This window comes from Pedococcus sp. P1_H8 (assembly GCF_056405175.1).
The window spans coordinates 1-26,052 of sequence record NZ_JBFUCP010000003.1; the positions used below are offsets into that span (position 1 = coordinate 1).

Sequence of the window (26,052 nt, forward strand, 5' to 3'; positions counted from 1 at the left end):
CGGCGAGACCCGCGTGGTGCGCCGGACCACGACCCTGCCCGTGCGTAACATCAAGGCGGACCGACCGTGGACGGACCACTCAGTTTCCTAGGCCAGGTGTAAAGCATCACCTGACACAGATCCGTTAAGGATCAACTGAGACTCGGCAGCCGGGACAACAGGGCACGCCGACGACGAGGCCGCTGCGACGCAACGAAGGAGCGGCGCAGGGAGGAGGCGAGCCGGGACAACACGGCCCACCCACCCGTAGCGTGGGCGCATGGCAACCAAGGCGTCGCCCGCGATCGTGCTCGAGGTCGGCGATCGCGACGTGCGGATCACGAACCCGGAGCGCGAGTACTTCCCGGCCCGCGGCGAGACCAAGCTCGACCTGGTCAGGTACTACCTGTCGGTGGGCGACGGGATCGTCAACGCGCTGCGGGAACGGCCGTGCATGATGCACCGCTTCCCCTCGGGGATCGCCGGCGACAAGGTGCACCAGAAGCGGGTGCCGCACGGGGCGCCGCCCTGGCTGCAGACGGTGCGGGTGACGTTCCCGCGCTACAACCGCAAGGCCGACGAGCTGTGCGTCACCGAGCTGGCCCAGGTGATCTGGGCAGTGCAGATGTCGACGGTGGAGTTCCACCCCTGGAACAGTCGGCGGGCCGACGTGGAGAAGCCGGACGAATGGCGCATCGACCTCGACCCCGGGCCCAACTGCCCGTGGGACCGGGTGCAGCGCGTGGCCCACGTGGCGCACGAGGTGCTCGACGAGCTGGGGGCGGTCGGCTGGCCCAAGACGAGCGGCGGGTCCGGGATGCACATCTACGTGCGGATCGCGCCGGACTGGGGGTTCAAGGACGTGCGGCGCGGTGCACTCGCGTTCGCGCGCGAGGTGGAGCGACGTATGCCGGACGACGTCACCACCGCGTGGTGGCGCAAGGACCGCGACCCTGCGGACCTTTTCGTCGACTACAACCAGAATGCCAGGGACCACACCATCGCGGCGGCCTACTCGGTGCGCGGCAACGCGATCGGGACCGTGTCGGCACCGATCCGGTGGGACGAGGTCGACGACGTCGAGCCCGACGACTTCACGATCGCGACGATGCCCGCCAGGTATGCCGAGCTGGGCGACCTGCACGCCGGCATCGACGATGCGGTGTTCGAGATCGACCAGCTGCTCGAGTGGGCGGAGCGCGACGATCGGGAGGGCGCGGCCGAGCCGCCCGAGCCGGACGCGACCGAGCCGCCCGAGCCGGACGCGACCGAGCCGCCCGAGCCGGACGCGGCCGAGTCGTCCTGACCGGAGCAAAACCCGCAGCAGCGGAGCGATTTACTTGGCTTGACCGCAAGCACGGACGTAGAGTGATCTTCATGCCGCTGATGAGGATCAAGGATGCCGCGTCGTTCCTCGGCGTGAGCGACGACACGGTCCGGCGCTGGGTGGACAGCGGCGCGCTCGAACCCAGCACCGACGAGGCGGGGCGCAAGGTCGTCGACGGCTATCAGGTCGCGCTGCTCGCCCGTGACCAGGCGCACGCCGTGGAGGATCCGTCCGGCGTCGGCCGATCGGCGCGCAACCGCTTCGTCGGTCTCGTCACCGACATCAAGCGAGACACCGTGATGGCCCAGGTCGAGATGCAGTGCGGCCCGTTCCGGGTGGTGTCCCTCATGAGCTCTGAGGCCGTGGACGACCTGCGGCTCGAGCTGGGCTCGGTGGCCATCGCCGTCGTCAAGTCCACGACCGTCATCGTCGAAACACCCCAAGGAGCATCATGATCCGCCCCATCGCCTCGCTCGCCGCCCTTGCCGCGGCGGCGCTCGTCCTGGCGACGGCAGCGTGCGGGTCCGACGCCGGCGACACCGCGGGCTCCAGCTCCTCGTCATCGTCCTCGTCGTCGCCCGACGCGCTCTCGGGTGAGCTCACCGTCTTCGCGGCGGCGTCGCTGAAGAAGACCTTCACCGCGATCGGAGCTGAGTTCGAGAAGGCCCACCCCGGCGCCAAGGTCAGCTTCAACTTCGCCGGCTCCTCCGACCTGGTCGCCCAGCTCCAGCAGGGCGCGCCCGCGGACGTCTTCGCCTCGGCAGACACCACAAACATGGACAAGGCGACCGGCGACTCGCTCACCGCGGCCACCCCGGTCAACTTCGCCTCCAACACCCTCGAGATCGCCGTCCCCCCGGGCAACCCGGCCAAGGTCACGAGCCTCGCCGACCTCGCCAAGCCCGGCGTCAAGGTCGTCCTGTGCGCCCCGGCCGTTCCCTGCGGGTCAGCCGCCGCCAAGGTCGAGACGGCCGCAAAGATCGACATCAAGCCGGTCAGCGAGGAGCAGTCGGTCACCGACGTCCTCGGCAAGGTCACCTCGGGCGAGGCCGACGCCGGACTCGTCTACGTCACCGACGTCAAGGGTGCCGGCGACAAGGTCAAGGGCATCGAGTTCGCCGAGTCCTCGGCGGCTGTCAACACCTACCCGATCGCGACCCTCAAGGGCAGCAAGAACGCCGCCCTCGCCGTCGCCTTCCTCCAGGCCGTCACGGGCGAGCCGGGTCAGGGCATCCTCGCCACTGCCGGGTTCGCCAAGCCATAGCGTGCCTGTCGTGCCCCTGCTTCGTCCGATGCCGCGAGGACGACCGCGGCTGGGACTGCCCGCCTGGGTGTTCGTCCCGGCCGCGGTCGGCGCGCTGTTCGTCGTCCTCCCGCTCGTGGCGATGCTCACCAGGATCGAGTGGAGCAGCTTCGGCACCCTGATCACGTCGGACTCCTCGCGCGCTGCCCTGTCACTGAGCCTGCGCACCTCGGTCGCCAGCACGCTCCTGTGCATCGTGTTCGGCGTGCCGATGGCGCTCGTGCTGGCCCGCACCGAGTTCCGGGGGCAGTCCATCGCCCGATCGCTGGTGCTGCTCCCCCTCGTGCTCCCGCCTGTCGTCGGCGGCATCGCGCTGCTCTACACGTTCGGCCGCCGCGGGCTGCTCGGCCACACCATCGAGGTTCTCGGGCTCCAGATCGCGTTCTCCACGACGGCCGTCGTGATGGCCCAGACGTTCGTGGCCCTGCCCTTCCTCGTGGTCAGCCTCGAGGGTGCGTTGCGCACGGGCGGACAGCGGTTCGAGGAGGTGGCCGCGACCCTCGGGGCCCGACCGACGACGGTGTTCCTGCGGGTGACCCTGCCCCTCGTCCTCCCCGGACTCGCGTCGGGCGCCGTGCTCGCCTTCGCCAGGGCACTGGGCGAGTTCGGAGCCACGATCACCTTCGCCGGCAGCCTCCAGGGGGTCACCCGCACCCTCCCGCTGGAGATCTACCTCCAGCGCGAGACCGACCCCCAGGCGGCAGTCGCCCTGTCGCTGGTCCTCGTCGTCGTCGCCACGATCGTGATCGCCCTGACCCGACGGTCGAGGACGGCGCTGTGAAGCTCCACGCGCAGGTCCGGCTCCCCCACCGCGGCGTCGACCTCACCGTCGCCGTCGAGGCCGGCCGCACGCTGGCGCTCCTCGGGCCGAACGGTGCGGGCAAGTCCACGGCTCTCGCCACCATCGCCGGACTCCTGCGCCCCACCTCCGGCCAGATCACGCTCGACGACCGAATTCTGTTCTCCAGCAACGACTCTGGCACTGGTGCTGGCGTTGGCGATTGGGTGCCCCCGCACGCGCGAGGCGTGGCCCTACTGGCCCAGGAGGCACGACTGTTCCCGCACCTGTCGGTGCTGGACAACGTCGCCTTCGGCCCGCGCAGCGCCGGTATGCCGCGTGGCCGGGCCCGCGATCAGGCGCGGCTGTGGCTCGCCCGGGTCGACGCGGAGGCGTTCGCAGACCGGCGACCGGCGGCGCTCTCCGGGGGTCAGGCCCAGCGGGTAGCCATCGCCCGGGCCCTGGCCACCGAGCCACACCTGCTCCTGCTCGACGAGCCGCTGTCCGCGCTCGACGTCGAGTCCGCCCCTGCGATCCGCCAGCTGCTGCGCCGGGTCCTCAAGGACCGCACCACGATCCTGGTCACCCACGACATCCTCGACGCGGTCCTGCTGGCCGACGACGTCGCCGTCGTCGAGGACGGCCGTGTCGTCGAGCAGGGGCCCACGTCTCGGGTGCTCACCCGACCGACGAGCGGCTTCGCCGCCCGCATCGCCGGACTCAACCTGGTGCGGGGCACGGCCCACGGGGCAACCGTCTCGACACCCGAGGGACTGCGCATCGAAGGCCTGAGCGAGGACACCCTGGGCGAGGGCCAGCCGGCCGTGGCCGTGTTCAGCCCCAACGCCGTCGGCGTCTACCTCGAGGCCCCCACCGGCAGCCCACGCAACGTCGTCCGGGGGACGGTGACCGACCTCGAACCGCACGGTCACCAGGTACGCGTGCACACGGCATACCTGTCGGCGGACATCACGCCGGCGGCCCTGGCCGAGCTCGACGTGGCCCCCGGCTCCGAGGTGGTCTTCACGATCAAGGCGAGCGAGGTCGCGGTCTACGCCGCGTGAGCGGCCGTGGTCAGGGGGGCGCAGACCACGGCCAGGACCATGGCGTACTAGGACGTTTGCGTCATGACGACCCAGATCGGACACGGCACGGTGGGTCGATGGGCCCACAAGTGCCCGCTGACCTGGGAGGAAATCGTCATGCGCAGACTGCCGTTCATCGCCACAGGAGCCCTCGTGCTGACCCTCGGGCTCGCGCCCACGGCGTCGGCCCAGGACGAACCCGACCCGTGCCTGCTCATCTTCGAGGTGGAGGCAGCGACCATCGTCGGCACCGCGGGCCCCGACCGCATCGTCGGCACTCCCGGACCGGACGTCATCCTGGCGGGAGCCGGCGACGACGTGGTCACCGGCGGCGGGGGCGACGACCTGATCTGCGGCGGGCCCGGCAACGACCGACTCGACGGTGGCGACGGGAGCGACTTCATCCTCGGCGACACCGGGGAGACCTTCCTGCTGGGCAACCCGGGCGGGATGAGCATCCCCGGCGGGGCGGACCTGCTGGTCGGCGGGGCCGACGACGACTCACTGGCCGGAGAGGGCGGCGACGACGTGATCCGCGCGGGGAGCGGCAACGACTTCGCGACGGGCCAGATGGGTGCTGACAACGTCATGGGTGAGGCGGGCGACGACGAGCTGTTCGGCGGCCCCGCGGACGACGTCGTCAACGGTGGCGGCGGCAACGACACCGTCGTCGGCAACTTCGGCAACGACGTGCTGCTCGCCGGCAGCGGCGACGACCTCATGACGGGCGACAACCCGATTCCGGTGACCCAAGGGCCCTCCTTCGACGTCTGCAACGGCCAGCAGGGCAACGACTTCGCCGTCGAAGGCTCGTGTGAGGTGCTGAACCAGGTGGAGACCACCGGCCCGCTGCCTGACTGAGCTCGATCAGGGTCGCGGGCTCGGGTAGCCCGCGGCCGTTCGGGCGCGTCCGACACCCCGGCGTCGCACGTGCGGCAGGATCCACGACATGGCTGACGACAGGGGCTGGTGGCGCTCGTGGTGGCTGCCCGCGGGCGTGCTCGTGCTGACCGTCGGGCAGCTGGCTGTGGGCACCTTCGCCGGCGGCCTGCAGCAGTTCGAGGGCAAGGCGTTCGGGGCGCGGCTGGTGGCCTATCCGGTGATGATGCTCGTCGTCCCTGCCGCATGGTGGCTCGCCCATCGGCGGCGGCGTGCGGATGTGCCGTGGCTGGCCTTCGCCCTCGTGATGGCACCGTTCCTCATCGACGTCACCGGCAACACCCTGGACCTCTACGACTCGGTGACGTGGTGGGACGACGCCAACCACTTCGTCAACTGGCTGCTGCTGTGCGCCGGGCTGGGTCTGCTACTGCTGCAAGGGTTTCGTATGCCGTGGGCGCGGGTCCTGCTCGTGACGGGACTCGGCGCCGTGCTGGCGATCGGGTGGGAGCTGGGTGAGTGGTACACCTTCATCCGGCACGGTACCGAGCTGGACACGGCATACCAGGACACCCTCGGCGACGAGGCCCTCGGCACGCTGGGTGCCCTGGTGGCCGGGCTGTTGCTGCGCCGGCCACGACCCACGGACGAGGTCGGCTGACCCCCTCCCACTCCTAGGAGGCGTCGCCTGCCTGGGAACCGGCCGCTGCCTCGCGGGCAGCCAGGGCCGCCGCGTAGTCGGGCAGCTCCTGGAGCGCGAAGTGGTTGCCGTCCGGGTCCTCGAAGTGGGTGAACCGACCCCACGGCAGCTCCTCGACCTCGCTCACCTCGACGCCACGGCCCTTGAGCTCGGCATGGGCAGCGTCGGCATCGGCGACGACGACCTGGAGGTACTGCTTCACGCCCTCGCCCAGCATCTGCATGCCCTTGACGAAGCAGAACGAGCAGGCCGACCCCGGTGGCGTGATCTGGACGAAGCGCAGGCCCGCCTCCTCCACGACCTGGTCCTGGTCCGCCGGCCACCCGACGACGTCCTCGTAGAACGCCTTCGTGCGGTCGATGTCCGTCACGGAGATGGGGATGAGCTCGATCTTGTAGTCCATGGCCGGTCCTCTCGTCGCAACCTCTCCCTCGGAGGTTTCTACCACCAGCCTAGGAAGGCTTCCGGTCACTATCTGTCCGGAATGATGGCCTGTCCGCTTTACAACGGCTTCCACCCACTCGGGCGGCCAGGGCTGGGCCGAGTCGGCGCCCGCGGGCACGTGCACCGTGACATAGCGACCCACGGCCGCCCGCGTCCGGGCGCGACCCTCGAAGGCCTCCCCCCAGACCTCGTAGCCGAACGTCATCGACGCGGTCCCGATGCGCTCGACCACGACGGTGGCGCTCACCTCCTGGCCGAACCACAGCCGGGACTCGAAGTCGACCTCGTGGCGTACCCGCGGGGCCGCGCCGAAGTAGCCCTTCAGGCCGCAGTCACGCATGAGCGCCGCCTCGGCCGACTCGACCCAGCGGTTGATCGCGGTGTTGTGGTGGTGTCCGGCCGCGTCGGTGTCCATCCACTCGACCCGAGCACGGTGGGTTCCGGTGGCGCCTACCCCACCCGCTGCTGACCCTGCGGCGGCCACCTCGGAACCTGGCACGGTCGGGCCACCCACGGTCGGGCCACCCACGGTCAGACTACCCCCGCCGGGTCGCGCGCCGGCATCCAGCGCAGGTGGGTCGGCAGCTCGTCGGTCTCGGTCTCCTTGATCAGTGAGAGCCGCGGCCGGACCGCATCGGTCCGCGCCGTGGGTGGCTTGCGGCGGCCCGCGGCGAAGGGCAGCGGCCACTCGGCGGCTGCCCCGCGGAACTCCTGCTCCGCCGCGGCGTGCAGCGTCCACTGCGGGTCGTAGAGGTGGGTCCGCCCCAGGGCGCACAGGTCGGCCCGTCCGGCCAGGAGGATCGAGTTGACGTCGTCGTGCGACGAGATGGCGCCCACGGCGATCACTGCCACGCCTGCTGCGGCAGCCACCTCGTGACGGATCCGGTCGGCGAACGGAGTCTGGTACGACCGCCCGAACGCCGGCTTCTCCTCCTTGGCGATCTGTCCCGAGGACACGTCGATGCCGTCGGCACCGTGGGCGATGAAGGCCCGCGCCAGCTCGACCGCGTCGTGCTCGTCGTTGCCGTCGGGCATCCAGTCGGTCGCCGAGATGCGGACGGTCAGGGGGCGATCGGACGGCCATGCAGCCCGCACCGCGTCGAAGACCTCGAGCGGGAACCGCAGCCGGTTCTCGATCGAGCCGCCGTACTGGTCGGTGCGCTGGTTGGAGATCGGGGAGAGGAAGGACGACAGGAGGTAGCCGTGGGCGCAGTGCAGCTCGAGCAGGTCGAAGCCCGCGTCCGCCCCGCGCCGCGCGGCAGCCACGAACTCGTCGCGGATGGCGTCCATGTCGGTGCGGGTCACCTCACGGGGGAGGTGGCACCCCTCGCCGTAGGCCAGCGCCGACGGGCCGGTGACCTCCCAGTTGTCGGTGTCGAGCGGTTCGTCCATGCCCTCCCACATGAGCTTGGTCGAGCCCTTGCGTCCGGAGTGGCCCAGCTGGAGACCAATGGCAGCAGTGGAGTTCGCGTGGACGAAGTCGACGACCTTGACCCAGGAGTCCCGCTGCCCATCTGTCCACAGACCCGTGCAGCCCGGGGTGATCCGGCCCTCCGGCGAGGTGCAGACCATCTCGGTCATCACGAGCCCCGCCCCACCCAGCGCCTTGGACCCGAGGTGCACGAGGTGGAAGTCACCGGGGACCCCGTCGACCGCCGAGTACATGTCCATCGGCGAGACGATGATGCGGTTCTTGAGTTCCAGGTTGCCCACGCGCATCGGCTGGAACATCGCCGGCACCACCTCGGGCGCCCCCTGGGCGGCCGCGAACGCCTCGTCGACCCGGGTCGCGAACTCCTCGTCGCGGGTCCGCAACCCGTCGTAGGTGATGCGCCGCGACCGGGTCAGCAGGTTGAAGCAGAACTGGGTGGGGTCCTGGGCCTCGTAGAGCCCGATGTTCTCGAACCATTCCAGCGACGCCTGCGCCGCGCGCTGCGTGGACTCCACGACCGGTCGCCGTTCCGTCTCGTAGGCCGTGAGTGCGGCGTCGAGGGCCGCGTGCTCGTGCAGGCAGGCGGCGAGGGCCAACGCGTCCTCCATCGCGAGCTTGGTGCCCGAGCCGATGGAGAAGTGCGCGGTGTGCGCCGCGTCGCCGAGCAGGACGACGTTGTCGTCGTGCCAGCGCTCGTTGCGGACGGTCGTGAAGCTGAGCCACTTCGAGTTGTTGGAGAGGACCTCGTGGCCCCCCAGCTCGTCGGCAAAGATGTCGGCCACCCGGGCGATCGACTCCTCGTCGGAGACCCCGGGCGGGAACTCGGTCCCCTCGTTGGCGTCGAGCCCCGCCGCCCTCCAGACGTCCTCGTGCATCTCGATGATGAACGTCGAACCCTTGTCGGAGTAGGGATAGCCGTGGATCTGCATCGTGCCCCACTGCGTCTGCTTGACGTAGAACTGGAACGCCTCGAAGACCAGGTCGGTCCCCAGCCACATGAACTTGTTGTGGCGGCGGTCGAGGCTGGGACGGAACACGTCGGCATACCGCTGTCGCACGGCGGAGTTGACGCCGTCCGCCGCGAGGACCAGGTCGTGGGTCGCGCGCAGCTCCTCGACGTCCGGAGCCACGGTCGAGAACCGCACGTCGACCCCGAGCTCGGCGCACCGGGCCTGCAGGAGCGAGAGCAGCTCCTTGCGACTCATCGCCGCGAACCCCTGGCCGCCCACCGTGTGTCGCTGGCCGCGGAAGTGGATGTCGATGTCGGTCCACCGCGCGAAGCGGTCAGCCATCTGCTCGGCGATCCGCTCGTCGGCATTGCCGATCCCACCGAGCGTCTCGTCGGAGAAGACGACCCCGAAGCCGAAGGTGTCGGATGCCGCGTTGCGCTCCCACACGGTGACCTCGTGGGCGGGGTCGAGCTGCTTCATGAGGGCGGCGAAGTACAGCCCGCCGGGCCCGCCCCCGATGACGGCGATCTTCACGACTGTCCCTCCTGGGTGACCCGTTCTCTGAGCTTGAAGTGTTGGAGCTTCCCGCTGGGGTTGCGGGGCAGGACGTCGACGAAGCGGACGTCGCGCGGGTACTTGTAGGGGGCGATGTGGGCCTTCACGAAGTCCTGCAGCTCGCGCGCCTTCGCCTCGTCACCCACCACTCCCGCGCGCAGCACGACGAAGGCGCAGACGATCGACCCGCGCTCCGGGTCCGGCCGACCGACGACCGCGCACTCGGCCACGTCGGGGTGCTGGTCGAGCGCCGCCTCGACCTCGGGCCCGCCGATGTTGTAGCCCGACGACACGATCATGTTGTCGGAGCGTGCCTGGTAGTAGAAGTAGCCGTCGGCGTCCCGCAGGAAGGTGTCACCGGTGATGTTCCAGCCGTTCAGGACGTAGGCGTGCTGGCGCTCGTCCTTGAGGTAGCGACAGCCGGTGGGGCCGATGATGGCGAGTCGACCGGGCACGTCGGGGCCGACCTCGTGACCATCCGCGTCGAGGATCGTGGCACGGAATCCGGGCACCGCCTTGCCGGTCGCGCCGCGGCGGATGTCGTCTCCCCTCGCCGACACGAAGACGTGCAGCAGCTCGGTCGACCCGATGCCGTCGATGATGCGCAGACCGGTCTGGTCGAGGACGGCCTGCCAGGTCTCGGGGTGGAGGTGTTCGCCGGCCGACACCGCGGTGCGGACGCCCGCGAGCAGCCCGACGTGGCCGTCGACGACCATCGCCCGGTAGGCCGTGGGCGCGGTGAACAGCGTGGTCACCTCGTGGTCGTGGACCAGCTGGGCGAGCTCGGCGGGTGTGGCCTTCTCGGTGAGCAGAGAGCTCGCTCCGGCCCGGACCGGGAAGACCACGAGCGCACCCAGTCCGAAGGTGAAGGCCAACGGCGCGGTGCAGGCGACGACGTCGTCGGGCACCAGCTGCACGAGGTGCTTGCCGAAGGTCTCGGCGATGGACGCGATGTCGCGGTGGAAGTGCATGGTCAGCTTGGGGACCCCGGTGGTGCCGGACGTCGGGCCCAGCAAGGCGACATCGTCCGCAGCCGTTGCCACCGCAGCGAATTCACCCGACTTCGTGGCGCACCGAGCAACAAGATCGTCTGACCCCGAGCCGCCGAACTCCACGACGGTGAGGTCGGGCGCCCCGCTGTCACGCACGGCATACATGTCCTCCGCGAACCGGTGGTCCACCAGGGCGATGGTCGGTCGGGAGGCGGCCACGATGGGAGTGATCTCGACGGCGCGCAGGGCAGCCATCGTGGTGACGACGACGGCCCCTGCCTTGAGGGCACCGAACCAGCAGGCCACCACCCACGGGTTGTTCGGCGCGCGGAGCAGCACCCGGTTGCCGGACACCAGACCGAGGTCGTCGGTGAGCACCTGGGCGACCTGGTTCGCCCGCTGCTGCAGCTCGCCGTAGGTCCTCGTCGTCCCGTCGGGGGTGTGCAGCGCCGGACGGTCGGCACCGACCCGGTCGACGGTGTCGTCGAGCAACCAGGCCGCGGCGTTGAGCCGGTCGGGGTACTGCAGCTCGGGGAGGGTGAACTCGATGGTCGGCCACAGGTCGCGCGGCGGCAACGAGTCGCGGGCGAAGGTGTCCTCATGGGCCGAGGGGCTGAGCTCCATCATCGTGCCTTTCACAGTCGTGTCCTCCGACATCACTGAGTTGCGCGGATCATGCCCTCTTGGGCGACGGTGGCGACGTGCTCGCCGGCTCGGGTGAAGAAGCGCCCCAGACCCAGCCCGCGACCACCGTGGGCGCTGGCCGCCTCCTGCGCATAGAGCAACCAGTCGTCCATGGCGAACGGGCGGTGGAACCACATCGCATGGTCCAGGCTCGCGGTCACCAGACCCTTTTGCGCCCAAGGCATTCCGAGAACGCGCAGGATCGGCTCGAGGATCGTGTAGTCACAGGCGTAGGCGAGCGCCGCCTGGGCGAGCTGGACGTCGTCGATGCCCTCGACGGGGCGCAGCGCGTCGAACGGCTTGACCCACACCGCCTGGTGCGGAGTCCGCTCGCCCTCGACCTGGACGTAGACCGGACCAGGAGCGTGCCGCATGTCGAACGACCGGCCGCCCGACCAGTAGCCGCGAGAGTCCGCGGTCATCGTCCCCGCCGCCTCGCTCCCCGGCGCAAACCCCTCGAGGTATGCCGCGGAGCTGGGCAATCCCTCGGGTGCCGGGACCGCGGACGGTGCGTCCGCGACATACTCCCCGCCGTCCTCGGGCACGTGGAAGGACGCCATCGCGACGTAGACCGGCTTGCCGCCCTGGAAGGCGCGGACCTGTCGGGTGGAGTAGCCGCGCCCGTCGCGCAGCCGCTCGACCTCGTAACGCACCTGCGCCCCGATGTCGACGGGGCGCATGAAGTAGCTGTGCATCGAGTGCAGCGCGCGGTCGCCCTCGACCGACCGGATCGCGGCGACCGTCGCCTGGGCGACCATGTCTCCGCCATAGGCCTTGGGCCACGGGCAGTACTGCGTCGTGGCCGTGTAGGCCTCGTCGAAGACCTCGGCGTCGACCCGCGTGAGGGCGAGCGCATCGGTCAGGACGCGGGAGGTGGGGGTATCGAGCTCACTCATGCGCGGCGGAAGCCCTCGAGGATGGAGTCCTCGACGTCGGCGAGGTTGACGACGATGTTGTCCGGCGTGCGGGTGGTCAGCCAGACCAGGTCGTGCTTGGTCGACATGTTGCACTCGACGTGGTGCATGAACGGCGGCACGAACACGAAGTCCCCCTCGGTCATGTCGACGTACTCGCGGAAGCCCTCGCCGAAGTAGATGCGGCCGTGCCCCTGAAGCACGTAACCACCGGTCTCCGCCTCGCCGTGGTGGTGGTTCACCGACCGGTAGCCGGGCTTGTTGAAGACCTTGCCGTACCAGAGTCGCTGTGCCGGCGTGTGCTGGATGCTGACCCCGGACACGCGGTAGGCCCCGCCCGAGTCCGCGGTCGACGCGTCCTCGGAACCCGCCTTGGTGACGATGGGGATGACCCGACCATCGGGCTGGGCCCAGGGCGACGGGTCTCCTTCGAGCACGTAGTCGTCAAAGTTCATCTGCGTCTCTCCTTCGTCGGTGTCAGGTCAGTCGAATCGTGTTGTCCAGGAAGCCGATTCCCTCGATCTGCGTGCGCACGACGTCGCCGTCGACGAGGAATCGCGGCGGCGTCATGCCCATGCCCACGCCCCCTGGGGTGCCCGTGAGGACGAGGTCGCCGGGCCGCAGCAGCGTGAACGCGGAGATGTACGCGAGCAGCGCGGCGGCCCCGAAGACGAGGGTCTTGGTGTTGCCGCGCTGAACGGTCTCGCCGTTGACCAGGCAGGTGACCTCGAGGCCTGCCTCGGGGTCGATCTCGTCAGGAGTCACGACGACGGGACCGACCGGTGTCGTCGCATCCCACGCCTTGCCCTGGAACCACTGGAGGGTGCGCCTCTGCCAGTCACGCACCGAGAGGTCATTGGCCACGGTGTAGCCGGCGATCGCCGCACGAGCCTGCGCCTCGGTGGCGTTGCGCAGCGGCTGCCCGACCACGACTGCGAGCTCGGCCTCCCAGTCGAGGTCCACGTCCGCGGGGGCGTGGATCACGTCGGTGGGTCCGACGAGGGTGTCGGCGTACTTGGCGAACAGCGTGGGAAAGTCCGGCAGCTCGCGACCCATCTCGGTGATGTGGTCGGCGTAGTTGAGCCCGCAGCAGATGACCTTGGCCGGGCGGGGCAGCGGAGTGAGCAGGACCGCGTCCGGTCCGCCGACGACCCTCCCGCGGGGCGCCGCGGCCACCTCGCGCCAGTCGGGTCGGGTCAGCAGCTCGGAGAGGTCGGAGGCAGGCAGCGCGACCCACACGTCCTCAGGAGTCGGAGCGTCACTGGACGCCGGGTCACTGGACGCAGGGTCACGGGACACGGCGGCACAGGTCGCACCGTCCGGTGTCGCCACCGTGGCCAGTCGCATCCTCGCGCCCTTCCGTTTGCTGTATAGCGACAATTTCACGATCGTCACGTATAGTCAATAGTCTCGACACCTCGTACCGCACGCCGAGAAACCACCCGAGGAGCGCCATGACCCCCGTCGCGATCAACCCGGCCGCACTGCCCGCCCCCAGCGGCTACTCGCACGGCACGCTCAGTGGCAACACGCTCCACCTCGGCGGTCAGACGGCTCTGGACGCGCAGATGCGGATCGTCGAGGGCGGCATCGTCGAGCAGTTCCGCCAGGCGTTCGGGAACGTGCTGACCACCCTCCGTGAGGCGGGCGGCATCCCCGAGGACCTCGTCAGCCTGACGATCTACCTCACCGACATCCCCGACTACCAGGCCCACGGCCGCGAGATCGGGCGCGTGTGGCGCGAGCTGGTCGGCCCCGTGTATCCCGCCATGGCCGGCATCGGCTGCACCGCCCTGTGGCAGCCGGAGGCACTCATCGAGATCCTCGGCGTCGCCGTCATCCCCGACGACCGGCTGCGCCACCCCGGGGCCTAGCTCCCGATGACGGTCTCGGCGTAGCGACGCGCCGGGCCCGCCAGCCGCCGGTGCAGGTCCGAGAAGAGCCGCTCGGCAGCGATCCCCTGCCAGTCCTGCGGCAGGAACTCCACGGGCAGACCCGGGTCGAGGTAGGGCAGCCGACGCCACGCCGTCAGCAGGAGCACGTCGTCGGCGAAGGCGCGCGCCTCGTCATCGGGCCCTGACCCATCCATTGACGCGCCCCACCGCTCGCTGACCGGTTCGAACTGGGCGCGGAACCCGGCATACAAGGCAGCCAGCGCGTCGAGGTCCCACCACTCGGCGACGCGTCGCGCGACCTGGTCGTCGAGCAGGTCGGCCGCGAAGAACTCGACGAACTCCAGCAGCCCCTCGCGCTCGAGCTCACGACGCAGGTGGGCGTGGACGAACTCCGGGGCGATCCACAGCCCAGCGGCCACCGTGCCGAACCCCCGCCCCGCGAGCACCCGGCGCAGCTGGTGGCGCAGGTTGCGCTGCGACTCCGGCACCGAGAACGCCGCGAGCAGCCAACGGTCGCCGGGCCGCGCCCGGCGCGGCGCGAAGATGCGTTCGTCACCCTCCTCGAAGACGGCCTCGAGCTGCGGATCGAGCCGGTATGCCGCGTTGCCGCCCTTGCGGGCCGACAGCAGGACGCCGCGCTTCTTCAGGCGGGACAGGGCCGATCGCGTGGCTGCCTCGTCGACGTCGAGGGGGGCGAGGAGCTTGATCAGCTCGGCCACCGCCAGGGAGTCGTGCTCACCGCGGGCGTGGAGCGCACAGATCGTGACGATCAGCTGCTGGAGCTGCCGCCCGGTGCCGGCCTGGGGCTCGGCGCCCTGCGGCCCACCGGGCTGCGTCCTTCCGCTCGGGGGTTCGCCCTGGACTGTGGTGTCGGACGGACGAGGCACTCCGCCAGCCTAGTCAGCCCGGGTTTCCGACCCTTGGACGTCGAGCGGACTCGCGGGGAGCTGGGCAGCGGGACACCGCGCATGCAGCTCGTCGATGATCTCCTGCTCACGAGCCAGGGCCGCGATCAGGTCGGTGGAGTGTCCGGTCCCAGAGGGGCACGGGAAGCCCCCGGGACCGCGGGTGGCATCCTCGAGTTCGGCGAGCTCGGTGAGGAGCTCCCGCACGGACGCAGCGCCCCCAGGTGTCGTTGTCGGCTCACCCACGCGGACCGACTCGATCGACTCGCTCATCTGCAGCCTCCTGGGCATCGACGACTGGGGCCCCGGCTGCTTGAAGCCCTGAGATCATCATCCGTTTTGTCGCGTTCTGTCAACGGTTGCAGGACAGATGGTGCGATCGGCGTCATCATGACGACCCGTCGCAAGTCATTCGGGTAGTCCTGTCGACAGGGCGCGGCGACCATCCCCCTGTCGACAGGACCCACCAACGTCAAGCACCCGGTCGCGTCACGGTTCGACGACTGGTGCGTCAGACGGGTGGAGAACTGTGCTGTCGGTGCGTAGTTCAAGGTGTGTGAAGGGTGAGTTCGCGGGTGACATCCGGCGCTGGCGCAGTAGTGGTTTTCGTTCTTTTCGTCACGCTCATCGTCGGCGGTGCCGCCATCGGGCTCGGGCTCGGCGCCAGCCGCCACGACGATGAAGCGGGGCGGCGATGACCGCGATGAAGCCGGTCACGGTGGCCCAGCTCCGCGCGTCGATGGGCGTTCCCACGACGGTCGCGGCATATCGACAGCGCGTGCTGAACGTTGCTGCCCCGGGGGCGTGTCAGCTGTGGACGGGCGCCATGTCCGGGCGTGGACACGGCCAGTTCTGGATCGCGCACGACCGCATGGTGATCGCGCACCGGTTCGGCTTCGCCCTGGCCTTCGGCGTGGACGCACTCCTGGCGGCCCACGTGCTCGCGCACGCCTGCGGCAACCTGCTGTGCCAGAACATGGCGCACCTCGGTCCCGCCCCGTCGGCGTCCACGCCTCCGGGAGCCGGACTCCGCGTGCACCACCAGGACACCCGCCACGTCTCTGCGTAATCCCGGAGCTCGCGGGATGGTCTTTATGGGTGACGGTCCACGGGCGCACGATGGGTGCAACTGAGGAGCGGAACTCCCACGAGCACAAGGCTTTTCGTGCCTTGTCGACGCGATCTTCGGGCTCCTCCGAGGGGGCCGGCAGTCGTCGACGGCTCCGAGACCGTCGTCTCGGAGCAAGAGCCCCGAGGCCACTCTGTCATGGAGGTAGGCGCTCGCATGATCACTACACACCTGTCCAGAAGCTGTCGCGTCCGGTCACGTCGACTGACCCCGAATGAGCCGGCTCACCAGCCGTCCGGCACCGTCTGCCGGGCGCAGCGACAACGGCGTGACTCGGCAGCAGCTGCCGTGTCGTGCCGGCAGCCGCGCCGTCATCGCGTTCCCTGCACCGCTGAGTTGCGCGTGCTGCCTGGCCACGCACGCACACGGCGGGTCCTCGCTTCCTTGACGTTGGTGGCCGGCCTGTTCGCCCCCGCGGGCCCACTTCTAGCCAGCCAGGCTGCCGCCAGCGTCGCCTCTCCGACGAGCCGCGCGTTCCAGGTCGGCACGAAGCTGCTCGACTACTGCGGCAACGGATCCGTCGCCCTGAAGGGCAAGGCGATCACTCGCGTCCTCCTCGTGGTCCACGGGACGTCGGGCAACTACTGCGACTACGCCCGCTATGCGATGGAGTCCGCCTCCGATGCTGGCGTCCTCGGCTCGACGCTCGTGGTCGCCCCCCACTTCCCGACGTCGGACGAGACCAACGACCAGAGGCGCCTGATCTGGGGTTCGGGATGGCGCGAGGGGAACACCAGCAACAACTCCGACGGCACCAAGGTCTCGAGCTTCGAGGCGATGGACCAGCTGGCCGCCGCCGTCCGCAGGACCTACGGGAGCAGCGTTCCCCTCCGGATCATCGGGCACTCAGCGGGCGGCCAGTTCGTGCAGCGCTATGCCGAGGGCAGCGACGCCCCGATCGACCGGTTCGTCGCTGCGAACCCGTCCAGCTATGCGTACCTCTCGGCCCAGCGATGGTCGGGCGGCACGGCCGTCGACTCGGTGGCGGGGTGTCCTGGCTACAACACGTGGAAATACGGTCTGGAGGGACTGAACGGCTACCTGCGCTCCGCCGGGGACCTCCGCGCCCGCTATGCAGGGCACCGCGTTGCCCTCCTGCTCGGGGGCGCCGATGTGTTGCGGGACTCGGACCTCGACGTCAGCTGCGAGGCGGACGCCCAGGGCAGGAACCGGCTGGAACGCGGCCAGGTGTTCTTCACCCACCTGCGCGACCAGCTCGGGTATCTCCCTGCTGGTCACTCCCTCTCCGTCGTGCCCGGGGTAGGGCATGAGGGACGATCGATGATCCGCTCGGCGGCGGCCCGGGGACTCCTCTTCCGCTGACTCACCCCGACGGCATGCGCAGGCCCTCCCGCGGCTCGTCGACCGGGCCCCGGGCCCTGGTCCGGCAACACGAATTCCCGCGCGCAACGTCCTTGGAGGCAGGCGGCTGTCGCCCCGACCGAGTAGGGGACGGCCGGGGCGACAGCCGCCTGACCAGCGCCTTCTTCGAGTGGCAGGCGTCACACATTCGCCACTGCCCGCTCGCGTCATCCTTTCGCCAGACCCCGGTCCTTAACTGGTGATGGCATCGCCCGTCCAGTCCAGGGGGGACGACGACGATGCCACTACAGGGGAGGCGTTCGCGCATGGTAGGAACAGGCACAAGCACGTGGCAACGATTCATGGGGATGGTCGGGGCGTGCATCCTGATGGGGCTGACCGCCCTACTGGTCATGGCTCCGCCGTCCCAGGCCGACGTCATCCCGGGAGCGATCACCTCGATCTCCACCCAGGCGACTCACCTCGACGAGGGCGACGAAGTCACCTTCGCCTGCACGTGGGCCGTCCCTGACAGTTCAGACCCGGGTGACACCTTCGACCTCACCCTGCCCGACCAGCTCAACTGGGCCGGGTCCAAGACCTTCAACCTCTTCGCCCCCGACGGCTCCATCGTGGCGACTGCGGTGGTCGACAACGACGACCACGTCGTCTTCACGCTGGCCGACTACGTCGCCTCGCATCCTCAGGACATCCACGGGTCCTGCACGTTCGTCACTCTCTACAGCGCTGCCGGCAACGGCGGCGAGGTGGATCTCGAGTTCCTCACCGGTGCTGACGTCGTGAAGGTTCCCGTCGGCACGGATCACCCGTGCACGACGAATTGCATCGGCACTCGAGACGAGGCCGGCAAGGACATGTGGTGGCTCGACTCGGGGCAGACGACGACGCGTTCAGTCGTCTGGACGCCGGCGACGACCGCTGACACCACGACCGTGACCATCACTGACCTGCCCGGGCCCGGACTGAGCCTGAACTGCCCCTCAGTGACTGCCCACATCGGCGGACAGCTCGGCGCCGAGGGCAAGCTGGCCGAGCCCTACGACGACGCCGCCATCCCGGCAGCCATCTCCTGTGAGCCGGACCGCCTCGTCGTGACGTGGACGGCGGTGCCCGCCGGTGAGTATGCCGAGGTGCGGGTCAACGCGACCGTCACCGACGCGGGACTGTCCGTGTACTCGAACGATGCAACGGTCACGTTCGACGGCACCATCCTGCCCGTCGAGTCCGTCGTGAAGCGCACGGACGCCTCGGGGACGGGCTCGGGCGGTACGCCCTCTCCGACCACCACGACGAGCAGCACCACCAGCACGACCACACCGCCGACCAGCACGACCACACCGCCGACCAGCACCACGTCCACCACGTCCACCACGTCCACCACCTCGGCGCCGACGACCCCGACCCCCATCTCGACGGGGACCACGGGAGGCACCGGTGCGGAGGACAACGGGACGATCGACGGAGCCCTTCCCTACGTCGTCACGACCAGCGGCGCCCTCGAGGTGACTGGCGGAGCCCTGGCGTTCACAGGTCTCAACGTGGGGGCTGTGGTTGCTGGCGCCTTGGTCCTGCTGATTGCCGGGACGAGCCTGATGAGGGCGGGCAGGCGCTCACGGTAGGGCGGACGGGGACGCGGGCGAGGGCCGCGACGGGTCCTTGACCCGTGTCCGTGTTGCCGTCGTTCGACTCGTGGCAGGGCAGGGCGTCGGGGGGACCGCGTCCACGGTGCGACGCCCGTCGCATGGATCTTTGGAGGGTGGGGCATGTCTCGACAAGACGTGTGGGTCAGGCCGTTGGAACGGGGGACCAGCCAGCGAGCCAAGCAGAGCTTCGCCACGCGCCGGGTGCCGCACTCGGGCATGAAGACGCTCGTCGGAGGCGCGATCCGTCCGCGGTCCGGTGATGTCGTGCTGGCTCATGTCGAGCGTCTGGGGCACCACCGACGCATCGAACAGCCCGATGGCCGTCGTAGTGCGCTGCACGTCGGGGACACGGTGGTCGTCGCCTACGCGGACCGCTACGCCACGGACCAGTTCGAATCCCACGTGCCCTCGTCGCTGGGGCGTGTCCAGCTGGTGGCCTCCGGCGGGATCGCCTCCCAGTCGATCTCCCAGAGCAGCGCCGTCCGGCGCGCAACGGACATCATTCCGTTGGGCCTGGTCGGCGACGAGTACGGCCGGCCTCTGAACGTCTGGGACTTCCGACTCCCCGACGTGCTCCCTCCCGCGGAGCGGCCCAGGACCGTTGCCGTCCTCGGGACGTCGATGAACGCGGGCAAGACCACGACCATGCACTACCTCCTGCACGGGCTGAGCAAGGTCGGCATGCTGCCCGGGTCGGTCAAGGTCACCGGCACCGGTTCGGGAAACGACTTCTGGGTGATGCTCGATGCCGGCGCGCACCGCATGTTCGACTTCACCGACGCCGGACTGGCGTCGACCTTTCGTCAGCCGATCCCCGTCCTCGAATCGGCGATGACCCAGCTGGTGGCTCAGCTGTCCCTTGCCGGGTGTGGCGTCAACTTCGTGGAGATCGCTGACGGAGTGTTCCAGCAGGAGAACAGGATGCTGCTGACCTCGCCCGTCGTCCATGAGCTGCTCGACGTCGTGGTCCTCGCGGCCTCTGACGCCATGGGCGCCGCACACGGTGTCAGCCACCTGCGGGAGCGAGGCTTCGAGGTGGCTGCCGTCTCGGGCATGCTGACGCGCTCCCCGCTCGCGATCCGAGAAGCCCAGGAGGCGACCGGCCTTCCCGTGTGGGGCATCCCCGAGCTCCAGACTCCGGAGCTGGTCATCCCTGCGCTCGGCCTGGACCCAGCCATGGTGCGCGACCCAGAGCCCACCCTGGACGCCGCCTGGCCCGTCGAGCTGGCTGGGCTCGACCTGACGATGCGGACGGACCACCCGTCCATCGAGTCGGTCAGCTCAGCGACCTCCGTGACCGGCTTCCCGTCGAGCGACACCCTGCGCGGAGAAGCGTTCGCCACGGGTCGCCTGATCCACCAGGCGGGCTGAGCATGGACGGGCGACTCCCTCCGGGGCAGACCGGTGTGGGGCCACTGCCCAGCGGCGACCGACGCACCGAAGCAGGCTCCTTTCGCGTGTCGCGCGCGGCGAGGGTCATGGTGCTCGCACTGGGCCTGGGGCAAGGCGCCTGTCTGTTGGCCTTCATCCTGTTGTTGGCCCGCATCGTCGATGCGCTCGAGCCGACGGGCGTGGGATTCGCCGCCGAACGCCAGTATCGAGACTCCTTGCTGGCGTGCCTCGTGCTTGCCGCCTTGGGCGTCGCCTTGGGGACCATGCGTGCGATCGAGTTCAGCGTGACCGAGAAGGCCGGCTACGAGGTCGTCCGTCGCCTCCGCATGGACATGTACGGCCACCTGCAACGCATGCTGCCGAAACACCTCCTGCACCGCGCCCGCGGCGGGCTCCTGCTCCGGCTCACCGGTGACCTCTCAATGTTGCGCATGTGGCTCAGCCGTGGCCAGCTGCAGGGATCGTCGGCCGCCATCACGCTGGTGGCAGGCCTGACCGGCGCCTTCATCCTCGACCGGGCCATGGCGTGCGCCCTCGCAGCGGTGCTGTGCCTGGGCGCCGCGGTGTCGCTGTACAGCGGTCAGACGATGCGGGCCGCCACACGAACGATGCGGCGGCGACGCTCGTTGGTCATCGGCAACATCGCGGAGCAGATCAACGCCCTCGCCGTGACCCAGGTGTCCGGCCGTACGGGGGGTGAGTACGCCAGGCTCTCCCGCCAGAACGACTCTCTCAACCGGGCGCTGGGGCGGGTGGCCACCCTCCGGGGTCGGCTGCGCGGCATTGCGACGGGCACCAGCATGGTGGCGACCGCAGCGGTGGTGGCCACCGGCGTCGTCGAAGCCCGCAACGGTGCCGTTCTCCCGTCCACGGTCCTGCTCGAGGTACTCGTCGCGCGCTTCCTCACGAGGTCGGTCAGGACCCTCGGACTGATGCACGACTACTGGCACCGCGGGCTGGTGTCGCGCCAGAAGATCGGGGACTTCCTCGCGAGCTCGAGCCGCGCCATCGAGGCTGAGCTCTTCGCACCGCTCAAGGTGCGGCGCGGTCGCATCCGCTTCGACGAGGTCACGGTGAAGGGCGCCCTTCACGGTTTTTGCGCCGAGGCTGCGCCCGGGACGGTGGTTGCCATCACCGGCGGAGCGGGTTCCGGTGCAACCACGGTGCTCGACCTCGTTGCCAGACTCATCGACCCCGACGCCGGGTCCGTCACCATCGACGAGCAGGATCTCGTGACCACCGACCCCGGTTCGATCGGTCGCGCCGTGGGCATGGTCAGCCCCGACCTGCCACTCCTGCGCGGCACGGTCCGGCGAAACCTGACCTACGGGGCTAGGGCCGCCTCGGCGGCTGAGGTCCAGCGGGTCGCCTTCGGACTCGGACTCAACCAGGTCCTGCCGCGGATGGGGGGTTCGGGTGTGGGCGAGTGGCTCGTCGAGGGCGGACAGAACATCGCATCCGCCGACCGACAGCTGATCGCACTCGGTCGGGCACTGATGGGAAACCCTCCGATCCTGTTGTTGGACCGGCCCTTCGAGGGCCTCGACCCGGCCAGCCGCATCCTGGCTCGCGCCATGATCCTGCGTCACCGGGGAACCGTCCTCTGGTGCACCGACGAGCCGGACGACCTGGCCGAGGCCGATCTGATCTGGGTCATGGACGGGGGGCGGTGTGTCGAGGTCAAGGCCAGCAGCACCTATCGCGAAGAGCTGTGGACGAGCCGCACACCCCAGGGAAGCCGATGGCCCGCCACCAGCACCTGAGGCGCGACCGTCGGCTGATGGCCGGCTTCGGGGCGGCAACGACCCTCTGCCTCGGTTCCGTCGGATGGCAGCTCACCGGCATCGCCGCACCCCAGCCCGACGTGGTCGCCCGGTCGGTCAGCGCCGGGCCGGACGGCTCCGTCGACCTCACGTTCGCCGGTGACACCATGCTGGGTGACGGCGCAGAACCACTGATAGCCACCGCCGGCTACGACGCACCGTTGGCAGGCGTCAGCGCGATGCTGACGTCCGGAGACGTCACCATCGTCAACGCCGAAGGCCCGATCACGACGGGGGCAGCCCCCGCCAACCCCGGCGCCAAGTACTCCTATGCGGTCGGCCTGCAGGGGGCGCCCGCCTTGGGCCGGGCAGGGGTCGACGTGCTCGGGCTCGGAAACAACCACGCCATGGATCGCGGTGCTGAGGGCCTGGCAGAGACCGAGCGGACGGCGGCGGCTTCAGGCCTGTCGACCTTCGGCGCCGGCGCCAACCGAGCAGAAGCCATGCGTCCGCTCATCCTCGCCTCGCCGCGAGAAATGGTTGCGGTGGTGGCGTTCGGAGAGAACTTCGGCCCCCTCCACCGAAGCACGCCGACCACCGCGGGCATGGTTCCCTTCAGCCCTGACCTCGTCGAGCGCGGGGTCATCACGGCGAGGCGTGCCGGGGCCTCCAAGGTGGTCGCCTTCGTCCACTGGGGCGACAACTACGCCGACATCAACCCGCAACAGCGGTACTGGGCAGGGCTGCTCGTGGACGCGGGGTACGACGCCGTGATCGGCACCGGTCCCCACGTCCTGCAGCCGATCGAGATCGTGCGAGGCACCCCGGTCGCCTACAGTCTCGGCAATCTCGCCTTCGGCGCCCCCGGCAGGTTTGCAAGCCATGGCAAGGTCGGGGTGGGGGCCGTGGCCCATCTGCGGTGGGACGCGAACGGGCGGGGCAGCTTGCAGCTCGACTGCGTGCAGACTGACAACCTCCTGAACGGATACGCCGCACGGGCCTGCCCAGCAGCCTCCCTCGAGGCAGCTCACCGGATCCTCGGTTCGGGGGTGAGCTGGATTCAGAACCGGGCATCCATCTCCTTCTGATGCGACACCTGCGGCTCACCGGGATGCTCCTGCTCATGACGGCGCTGGGAGCCACCGCCTGCAGCCAGACCGTCGAGGACGCGTCGCGTTCCCCGGGACGCGGTCTCACCGGCACAGGTTCGTTCGAGTTCGCCCCGCCCGGTGCACCGCCGATCAGGGTGTTCTATGCCGTGGGCTCGGGAGCTCTGGCACTGGGGCGGGTGGTCGTCGTGATGCACGGAACGACCAGGAACGCGCGCGAATACCGGGACTCATGGACCTCGCTGGTCAAGGACCGCCCCTGGGTGGTGATCGCCCCCCAGTTCGACCAGACGGACTTCCCGGGGGCGGCCGGCTACAACCTGGGCGGCACCGTCGACGAGTCCAGCGACGCACGACCCACCCACGACTGGGCGTTTGCCTACATCCAACCCTTGGTGGACCAGGTCCGAGCCCTGACCGGTGTCCGTGAACCCACCTTCGACCTGTTCGGCCATTCTGCGGGCGCCCAGTTCGTCCACCGGTATCTGGAGTTCGAGCCGGACGCGCCGGTCAGGCGAGCGGTGGCAGCCAACGCAGGCTGGTACACCGTCCCTGATCCCGACATCGACTTTCCCTACGGACTGGACGACGCGCCAGGGCCAGTGGACCTCGACGGCCTGTTCGCCCGTGATCTCACCGTGCTGCTCGGCAGCGAGGACATCGAGGACGACAACCTTCGACAGGACCAAGGGGCCTCCCGGCAGGGTCGGACGCGGATCGAGCGTGGCGAGGAGTTCTACCGGATCGGGGGCGAACAGGCGCGCAGCCGCGGCATACCGTTTCGGTGGAAGCTGCGCGTCGTCCCGGGGGTCGCACACGACCACACGCCGATGTCCGCGGAGGCCGCCACCATCTTTGCGCGGTAGCGCGACCACGACGACTCGTTCCGCTGACCCAGGCGTCCGCTCCTCATGAGGGTTCCGACGCGCGGCCGCGTCACCCATTGAACTTTCAGACGTCTCACTTCTAGGAGTAGTCGAATGCCCGGTACGAAAGGTTCAGGGGTGAGCGAATCGGTATTTCCCCAGGGACCTGGAGACATGGAGTTCATGGCTCGGATCATGTACTCCATGGAGGTCGCTGAGATCGACATGCCCCATGTCGTCATCGCGGTGGTCCCGGGCTGTTCGGCAGCCAGCTACTCGGGCCCCTACCCCAACGCACTGGCCGCCCTCACGGTCGCGGAGTCCGAGCATCGAGCGGACCTCGCCGCCGGGGGCACCGGCGAAGTCCGCTTCCGCGTCGCTGCGCTCTACCCAGCGGACACCGAAGAGCTGCGCGAGCCAGCCGGAGCAGTCGCGGAGCCAGAGGCAGGCGCAGAGCGTGGATGACGTCGACCCCCTCGACCCCGTTGAGTCGGACGTAGACCTGGTCGAACGCGCTCGCACTGGCGATCAGGAAGCGGCCGTCCAACTCTGGACCCGGCACTATCCCTCGGTGCTGCTCGCCGCCCGACGGGTCACCCGGCAACCGCGCGACGCCGAAGAGATTGCCTCCGATGCCTTTGCGGGCATGCTGTCGGCCCTCTCCTCGGGCGCCGGCCCCACCACCTCCGTCCGCGCCTATCTCGTGACGTCGGTGCGCAATCTGGCCGCGAGCAGAGCACGACGCCCCTCGTCCGGTGACGTCATCACCGACGATGTCTCCGTGTTCGACCGGGCCACCCCCGACACCACGGTCCACATGTCCGAGCTCGAGCTGGTGCGCGTCGCGTTCGCCGATCTCCCCAAGCGGTGGCAGATCGTGCTGTGGCGGACCGCCGTCGACAAGGACACCAACATCGAGGTCGGCCGGGCCATGGAGCTCTCCCCGAACGGCGTCGCCGCCTTGGCCAAGCGAGCTCGTCGCGGGTTTCGGCTGGCCTATCTGCGCGCCCATCTCTCGGACCGCGGCGTGGATGCCGAGTGCAAGCCCTTCGTCGAGGGTCTCGCCGACCTGACGGTGTCCGAGGCTGGAGCCCCGGACGCGCTGGTGAGCCACGTGGCCACCTGCCTCGGTTGTACCAGGCGCATGGAGGAGCTCAGAGCGGTCAACCGAAACTTCGCCGGCGTGCTGGGACCGGCCATCCTGGGTCTGTTCCCTTCCTCGATGGTCGCTGGTGGCCTGGGTGCCGGGGCCACGGGTGCCGGGGCCACGGGTGCCGGGGTTACGGGTGCCGGTGCCGCAGGCGTTTCACGGACGACGGTCTCCCCCACCACTGCCCGCCCCCGAGCCCGGTGGGTCATGGGTCCCGCGGCGGTGGGCGTCATCATCGCGATCATCATCGCCTTGCGCCCCGACGGACTGGCTGCGCCCTCGGCCTCAGCGGAGGTCCCCCGCGCGACGCAGCCGTCGACGAGCACCCCGAGCACCACGAAGAACCCTGCGCCATCACAGACCGGACGGCCCACGAAACCCGCCACCCCAGTCCCGACGCCACCCAGCACGAGCACGCCGCCACGGCCCAGCGTCCCGCTGCCACGCCCCACGTCCATCGTGAAGCCGGCGAGTCCCACCCCCACCACGAAGTCGCCCCGGATGAGTCCGATGGCGGTCGACCTGGAGATCGCTGGCGCCCGGGCAGACACGGCCATCGACGTCACCGCCTCAGTCGAAGGCGTCGTCGGCCCGCTGAAACTCATCCTGGAGGTGCCGACGGGCGTCACCCTGACGAACGCCAGCGGCGACTGGACCTCCTGCAGCCAGAGCCAGACGACCATCAGCTGCGCCGCCGCCAACGCCCAGGGCGTTGCATGGACGGGAACCATCCACACGGCGTGGACCACAACGGCCAGCGGACTGATCCACGCGACCGTCGAGGGGACCTATGCGAATGGTTCGCCCGCCACGGGGTCGATCGGGACCACGTGGCCCCCGTAGAGCCCTGCGAGG

Annotated in this window: 25 protein-coding genes; 17 read left to right on the top strand and 8 right to left on the bottom strand. The window is 69.7% G+C overall.

Annotated features, from left to right (window positions below; all coding sequences use genetic code 11):
• The first annotated feature begins 259 nt into the window (after positions 1 to 259).
• From ligD to AC1DYG_RS03440, 7 genes are all read left to right on the top strand, one after another.
• Positions 260 to 1,285, top strand: coding sequence for a non-homologous end-joining DNA ligase (gene ligD / locus AC1DYG_RS03410; protein WP_477638497.1), 1,026 nt, complete (start codon positions 260 to 262; stop codon positions 1,283 to 1,285).
• A 71-nt stretch (positions 1,286 to 1,356) separates the two neighbouring features.
• Positions 1,357 to 1,761, top strand: coding sequence for a TOBE domain-containing protein (locus tag AC1DYG_RS03415; protein ID WP_477638498.1), 405 nt, complete (start codon positions 1,357 to 1,359; stop codon positions 1,759 to 1,761).
• Positions 1,758 to 2,570, top strand: coding sequence for a molybdate ABC transporter substrate-binding protein (gene modA, locus AC1DYG_RS03420; RefSeq protein WP_477638499.1), 813 nt, complete (start codon positions 1,758 to 1,760; stop codon positions 2,568 to 2,570). The genes AC1DYG_RS03415 and modA overlap by 4 nt, the downstream gene beginning before the upstream one ends.
• A gap of 28 nt (positions 2,571 to 2,598) precedes the next feature.
• Positions 2,599 to 3,390 (top strand): ABC transporter permease, encoded by a 792-nt coding sequence (locus AC1DYG_RS03425; RefSeq protein ID WP_477638862.1) that lies wholly within the window; start codon positions 2,599 to 2,601, stop codon positions 3,388 to 3,390.
• Positions 3,387 to 4,451: a sulfate/molybdate ABC transporter ATP-binding protein gene (locus AC1DYG_RS03430; protein ID WP_477638500.1), complete on the top strand. Its 1,065-nt coding sequence runs from the start codon at positions 3,387 to 3,389 to the stop codon at positions 4,449 to 4,451. The genes AC1DYG_RS03425 and AC1DYG_RS03430 overlap by 4 nt, the downstream gene beginning before the upstream one ends.
• Before the next feature lie 63 nt (positions 4,452 to 4,514).
• Positions 4,515 to 5,333, top strand: a complete 819-nt coding sequence (locus AC1DYG_RS03435) for a calcium-binding protein (RefSeq protein ID WP_477638501.1) — start codon at positions 4,515 to 4,517, stop codon at positions 5,331 to 5,333.
• A gap of 88 nt (positions 5,334 to 5,421) precedes the next feature.
• Positions 5,422 to 6,012 (top strand): hypothetical protein, encoded by a 591-nt coding sequence (locus tag AC1DYG_RS03440; protein WP_477638502.1) that lies wholly within the window; start codon positions 5,422 to 5,424, stop codon positions 6,010 to 6,012.
• Between the two features lie 13 nt (positions 6,013 to 6,025).
• Here AC1DYG_RS03440 and AC1DYG_RS03445 read toward each other — a convergent pair whose 3' ends face one another.
• From AC1DYG_RS03445 to AC1DYG_RS03470, 6 genes are all read right to left on the bottom strand, one after another.
• A complete protein-coding gene (locus tag AC1DYG_RS03445) occupies positions 6,026 to 6,910 on the bottom strand; it encodes a VOC family protein (RefSeq protein ID WP_477638503.1) in 885 nt (294 codons plus the stop codon).
• Between the two features lie 116 nt (positions 6,911 to 7,026).
• On the bottom strand, positions 7,027 to 9,411 hold the full coding sequence (locus tag AC1DYG_RS03450; RefSeq protein ID WP_477638504.1) for a bifunctional salicylyl-CoA 5-hydroxylase/oxidoreductase: 2,385 nt from the start codon (positions 9,409 to 9,411) through the stop codon (positions 7,027 to 7,029).
• Complete coding sequence (locus AC1DYG_RS03455) at positions 9,408 to 11,048, bottom strand: AMP-binding protein (protein WP_477638863.1); 1,641 nt, start codon at positions 11,046 to 11,048, stop codon at positions 9,408 to 9,410. Before AC1DYG_RS03455 ends, AC1DYG_RS03450 begins: the two co-directional genes overlap by 4 nt.
• Before the next feature lie 32 nt (positions 11,049 to 11,080).
• On the bottom strand, positions 11,081 to 12,004 hold the full coding sequence (locus AC1DYG_RS03460; RefSeq protein WP_477638505.1) for an acyl-CoA thioesterase: 924 nt from the start codon (positions 12,002 to 12,004) through the stop codon (positions 11,081 to 11,083).
• Positions 12,001 to 12,477 carry a cupin domain-containing protein gene (locus AC1DYG_RS03465; protein ID WP_477638506.1) on the bottom strand — a complete coding sequence of 159 codons (477 nt, stop codon included), beginning with the start codon at positions 12,475 to 12,477 and terminating at the stop codon, positions 12,001 to 12,003. The genes AC1DYG_RS03460 and AC1DYG_RS03465 overlap by 4 nt, the downstream gene beginning before the upstream one ends.
• A gap of 22 nt (positions 12,478 to 12,499) precedes the next feature.
• Positions 12,500 to 13,369 carry a fumarylacetoacetate hydrolase family protein gene (locus AC1DYG_RS03470; RefSeq protein WP_477638507.1) on the bottom strand — a complete coding sequence of 290 codons (870 nt, stop codon included), beginning with the start codon at positions 13,367 to 13,369 and terminating at the stop codon, positions 12,500 to 12,502.
• A gap of 107 nt (positions 13,370 to 13,476) precedes the next feature.
• On the opposite strand from AC1DYG_RS03470, the gene AC1DYG_RS03475 reads away from it, so the two are divergent.
• Positions 13,477 to 13,896 carry a RidA family protein gene (locus AC1DYG_RS03475; protein WP_477638508.1) on the top strand — a complete coding sequence of 140 codons (420 nt, stop codon included), beginning with the start codon at positions 13,477 to 13,479 and terminating at the stop codon, positions 13,894 to 13,896.
• Here the strand turns inward: AC1DYG_RS03475 and AC1DYG_RS03480 are convergent.
• Both AC1DYG_RS03480 and AC1DYG_RS03485 read right to left on the bottom strand, forming a co-directional pair.
• On the bottom strand, positions 13,893 to 14,804 hold the full coding sequence (locus tag AC1DYG_RS03480; RefSeq protein ID WP_477638509.1) for a PaaX family transcriptional regulator: 912 nt from the start codon (positions 14,802 to 14,804) through the stop codon (positions 13,893 to 13,895). The two genes, AC1DYG_RS03475 and AC1DYG_RS03480, sit on opposite strands and share 4 nt — an antisense overlap.
• Positions 14,805 to 14,813: 9 nt before the next feature.
• On the bottom strand, positions 14,814 to 15,095 hold the full coding sequence (locus AC1DYG_RS03485) for a hypothetical protein (RefSeq protein WP_477638510.1): 282 nt from the start codon (positions 15,093 to 15,095) through the stop codon (positions 14,814 to 14,816).
• Between the two features lie 421 nt (positions 15,096 to 15,516).
• Here AC1DYG_RS03485 and AC1DYG_RS03490 point away from each other — a divergent pair, with 421 nt between their 5' ends.
• From AC1DYG_RS03490 to AC1DYG_RS03530, 9 genes are all read left to right on the top strand, one after another.
• On the top strand, positions 15,517 to 15,891 hold the full coding sequence (locus AC1DYG_RS03490) for a hypothetical protein (protein ID WP_477638511.1): 375 nt from the start codon (positions 15,517 to 15,519) through the stop codon (positions 15,889 to 15,891).
• Positions 15,892 to 16,344: 453 nt separating this feature from the next.
• Positions 16,345 to 17,274, top strand: coding sequence for an alpha/beta fold hydrolase (locus tag AC1DYG_RS03495; protein ID WP_477638512.1), 930 nt, complete (start codon positions 16,345 to 16,347; stop codon positions 17,272 to 17,274).
• Positions 17,275 to 17,666: 392 nt separating this feature from the next.
• Positions 17,667 to 18,893 (top strand): Ig-like domain-containing protein, encoded by a 1,227-nt coding sequence (locus AC1DYG_RS03500; RefSeq protein WP_477638513.1) that lies wholly within the window; start codon positions 17,667 to 17,669, stop codon positions 18,891 to 18,893.
• A 144-nt stretch (positions 18,894 to 19,037) separates the two neighbouring features.
• Complete coding sequence (locus AC1DYG_RS03505) at positions 19,038 to 20,288, top strand: DUF1611 domain-containing protein (protein ID WP_477638514.1); 1,251 nt, start codon at positions 19,038 to 19,040, stop codon at positions 20,286 to 20,288.
• A 107-nt stretch (positions 20,289 to 20,395) separates the two neighbouring features.
• The gene (locus AC1DYG_RS03510) at positions 20,396 to 22,072 is read left to right on the top strand and encodes an ABC transporter transmembrane domain-containing protein (protein WP_477638515.1); all 1,677 of its coding nucleotides are present in this window, start codon (positions 20,396 to 20,398) and stop codon (positions 22,070 to 22,072) included.
• Positions 22,051 to 23,160 carry a CapA family protein gene (locus AC1DYG_RS03515; protein WP_477638516.1) on the top strand — a complete coding sequence of 370 codons (1,110 nt, stop codon included), beginning with the start codon at positions 22,051 to 22,053 and terminating at the stop codon, positions 23,158 to 23,160. Before AC1DYG_RS03510 ends, AC1DYG_RS03515 begins: the two co-directional genes overlap by 22 nt.
• Positions 23,160 to 24,047 (top strand): alpha/beta hydrolase family protein, encoded by an 888-nt coding sequence (locus AC1DYG_RS03520; RefSeq protein ID WP_477638517.1) that lies wholly within the window; start codon positions 23,160 to 23,162, stop codon positions 24,045 to 24,047. The genes AC1DYG_RS03515 and AC1DYG_RS03520 overlap by 1 nt, the downstream gene beginning before the upstream one ends.
• A 138-nt stretch (positions 24,048 to 24,185) precedes the next feature.
• Positions 24,186 to 24,512, top strand: a complete 327-nt coding sequence (locus tag AC1DYG_RS03525; protein ID WP_477638518.1) for a hypothetical protein — start codon at positions 24,186 to 24,188, stop codon at positions 24,510 to 24,512.
• Positions 24,505 to 26,040 carry an RNA polymerase sigma factor gene (locus AC1DYG_RS03530; RefSeq protein ID WP_477638519.1) on the top strand — a complete coding sequence of 512 codons (1,536 nt, stop codon included), beginning with the start codon at positions 24,505 to 24,507 and terminating at the stop codon, positions 26,038 to 26,040. The genes AC1DYG_RS03525 and AC1DYG_RS03530 overlap by 8 nt, the downstream gene beginning before the upstream one ends.
• Positions 26,041 to 26,052 lie beyond the last annotated feature (12 nt).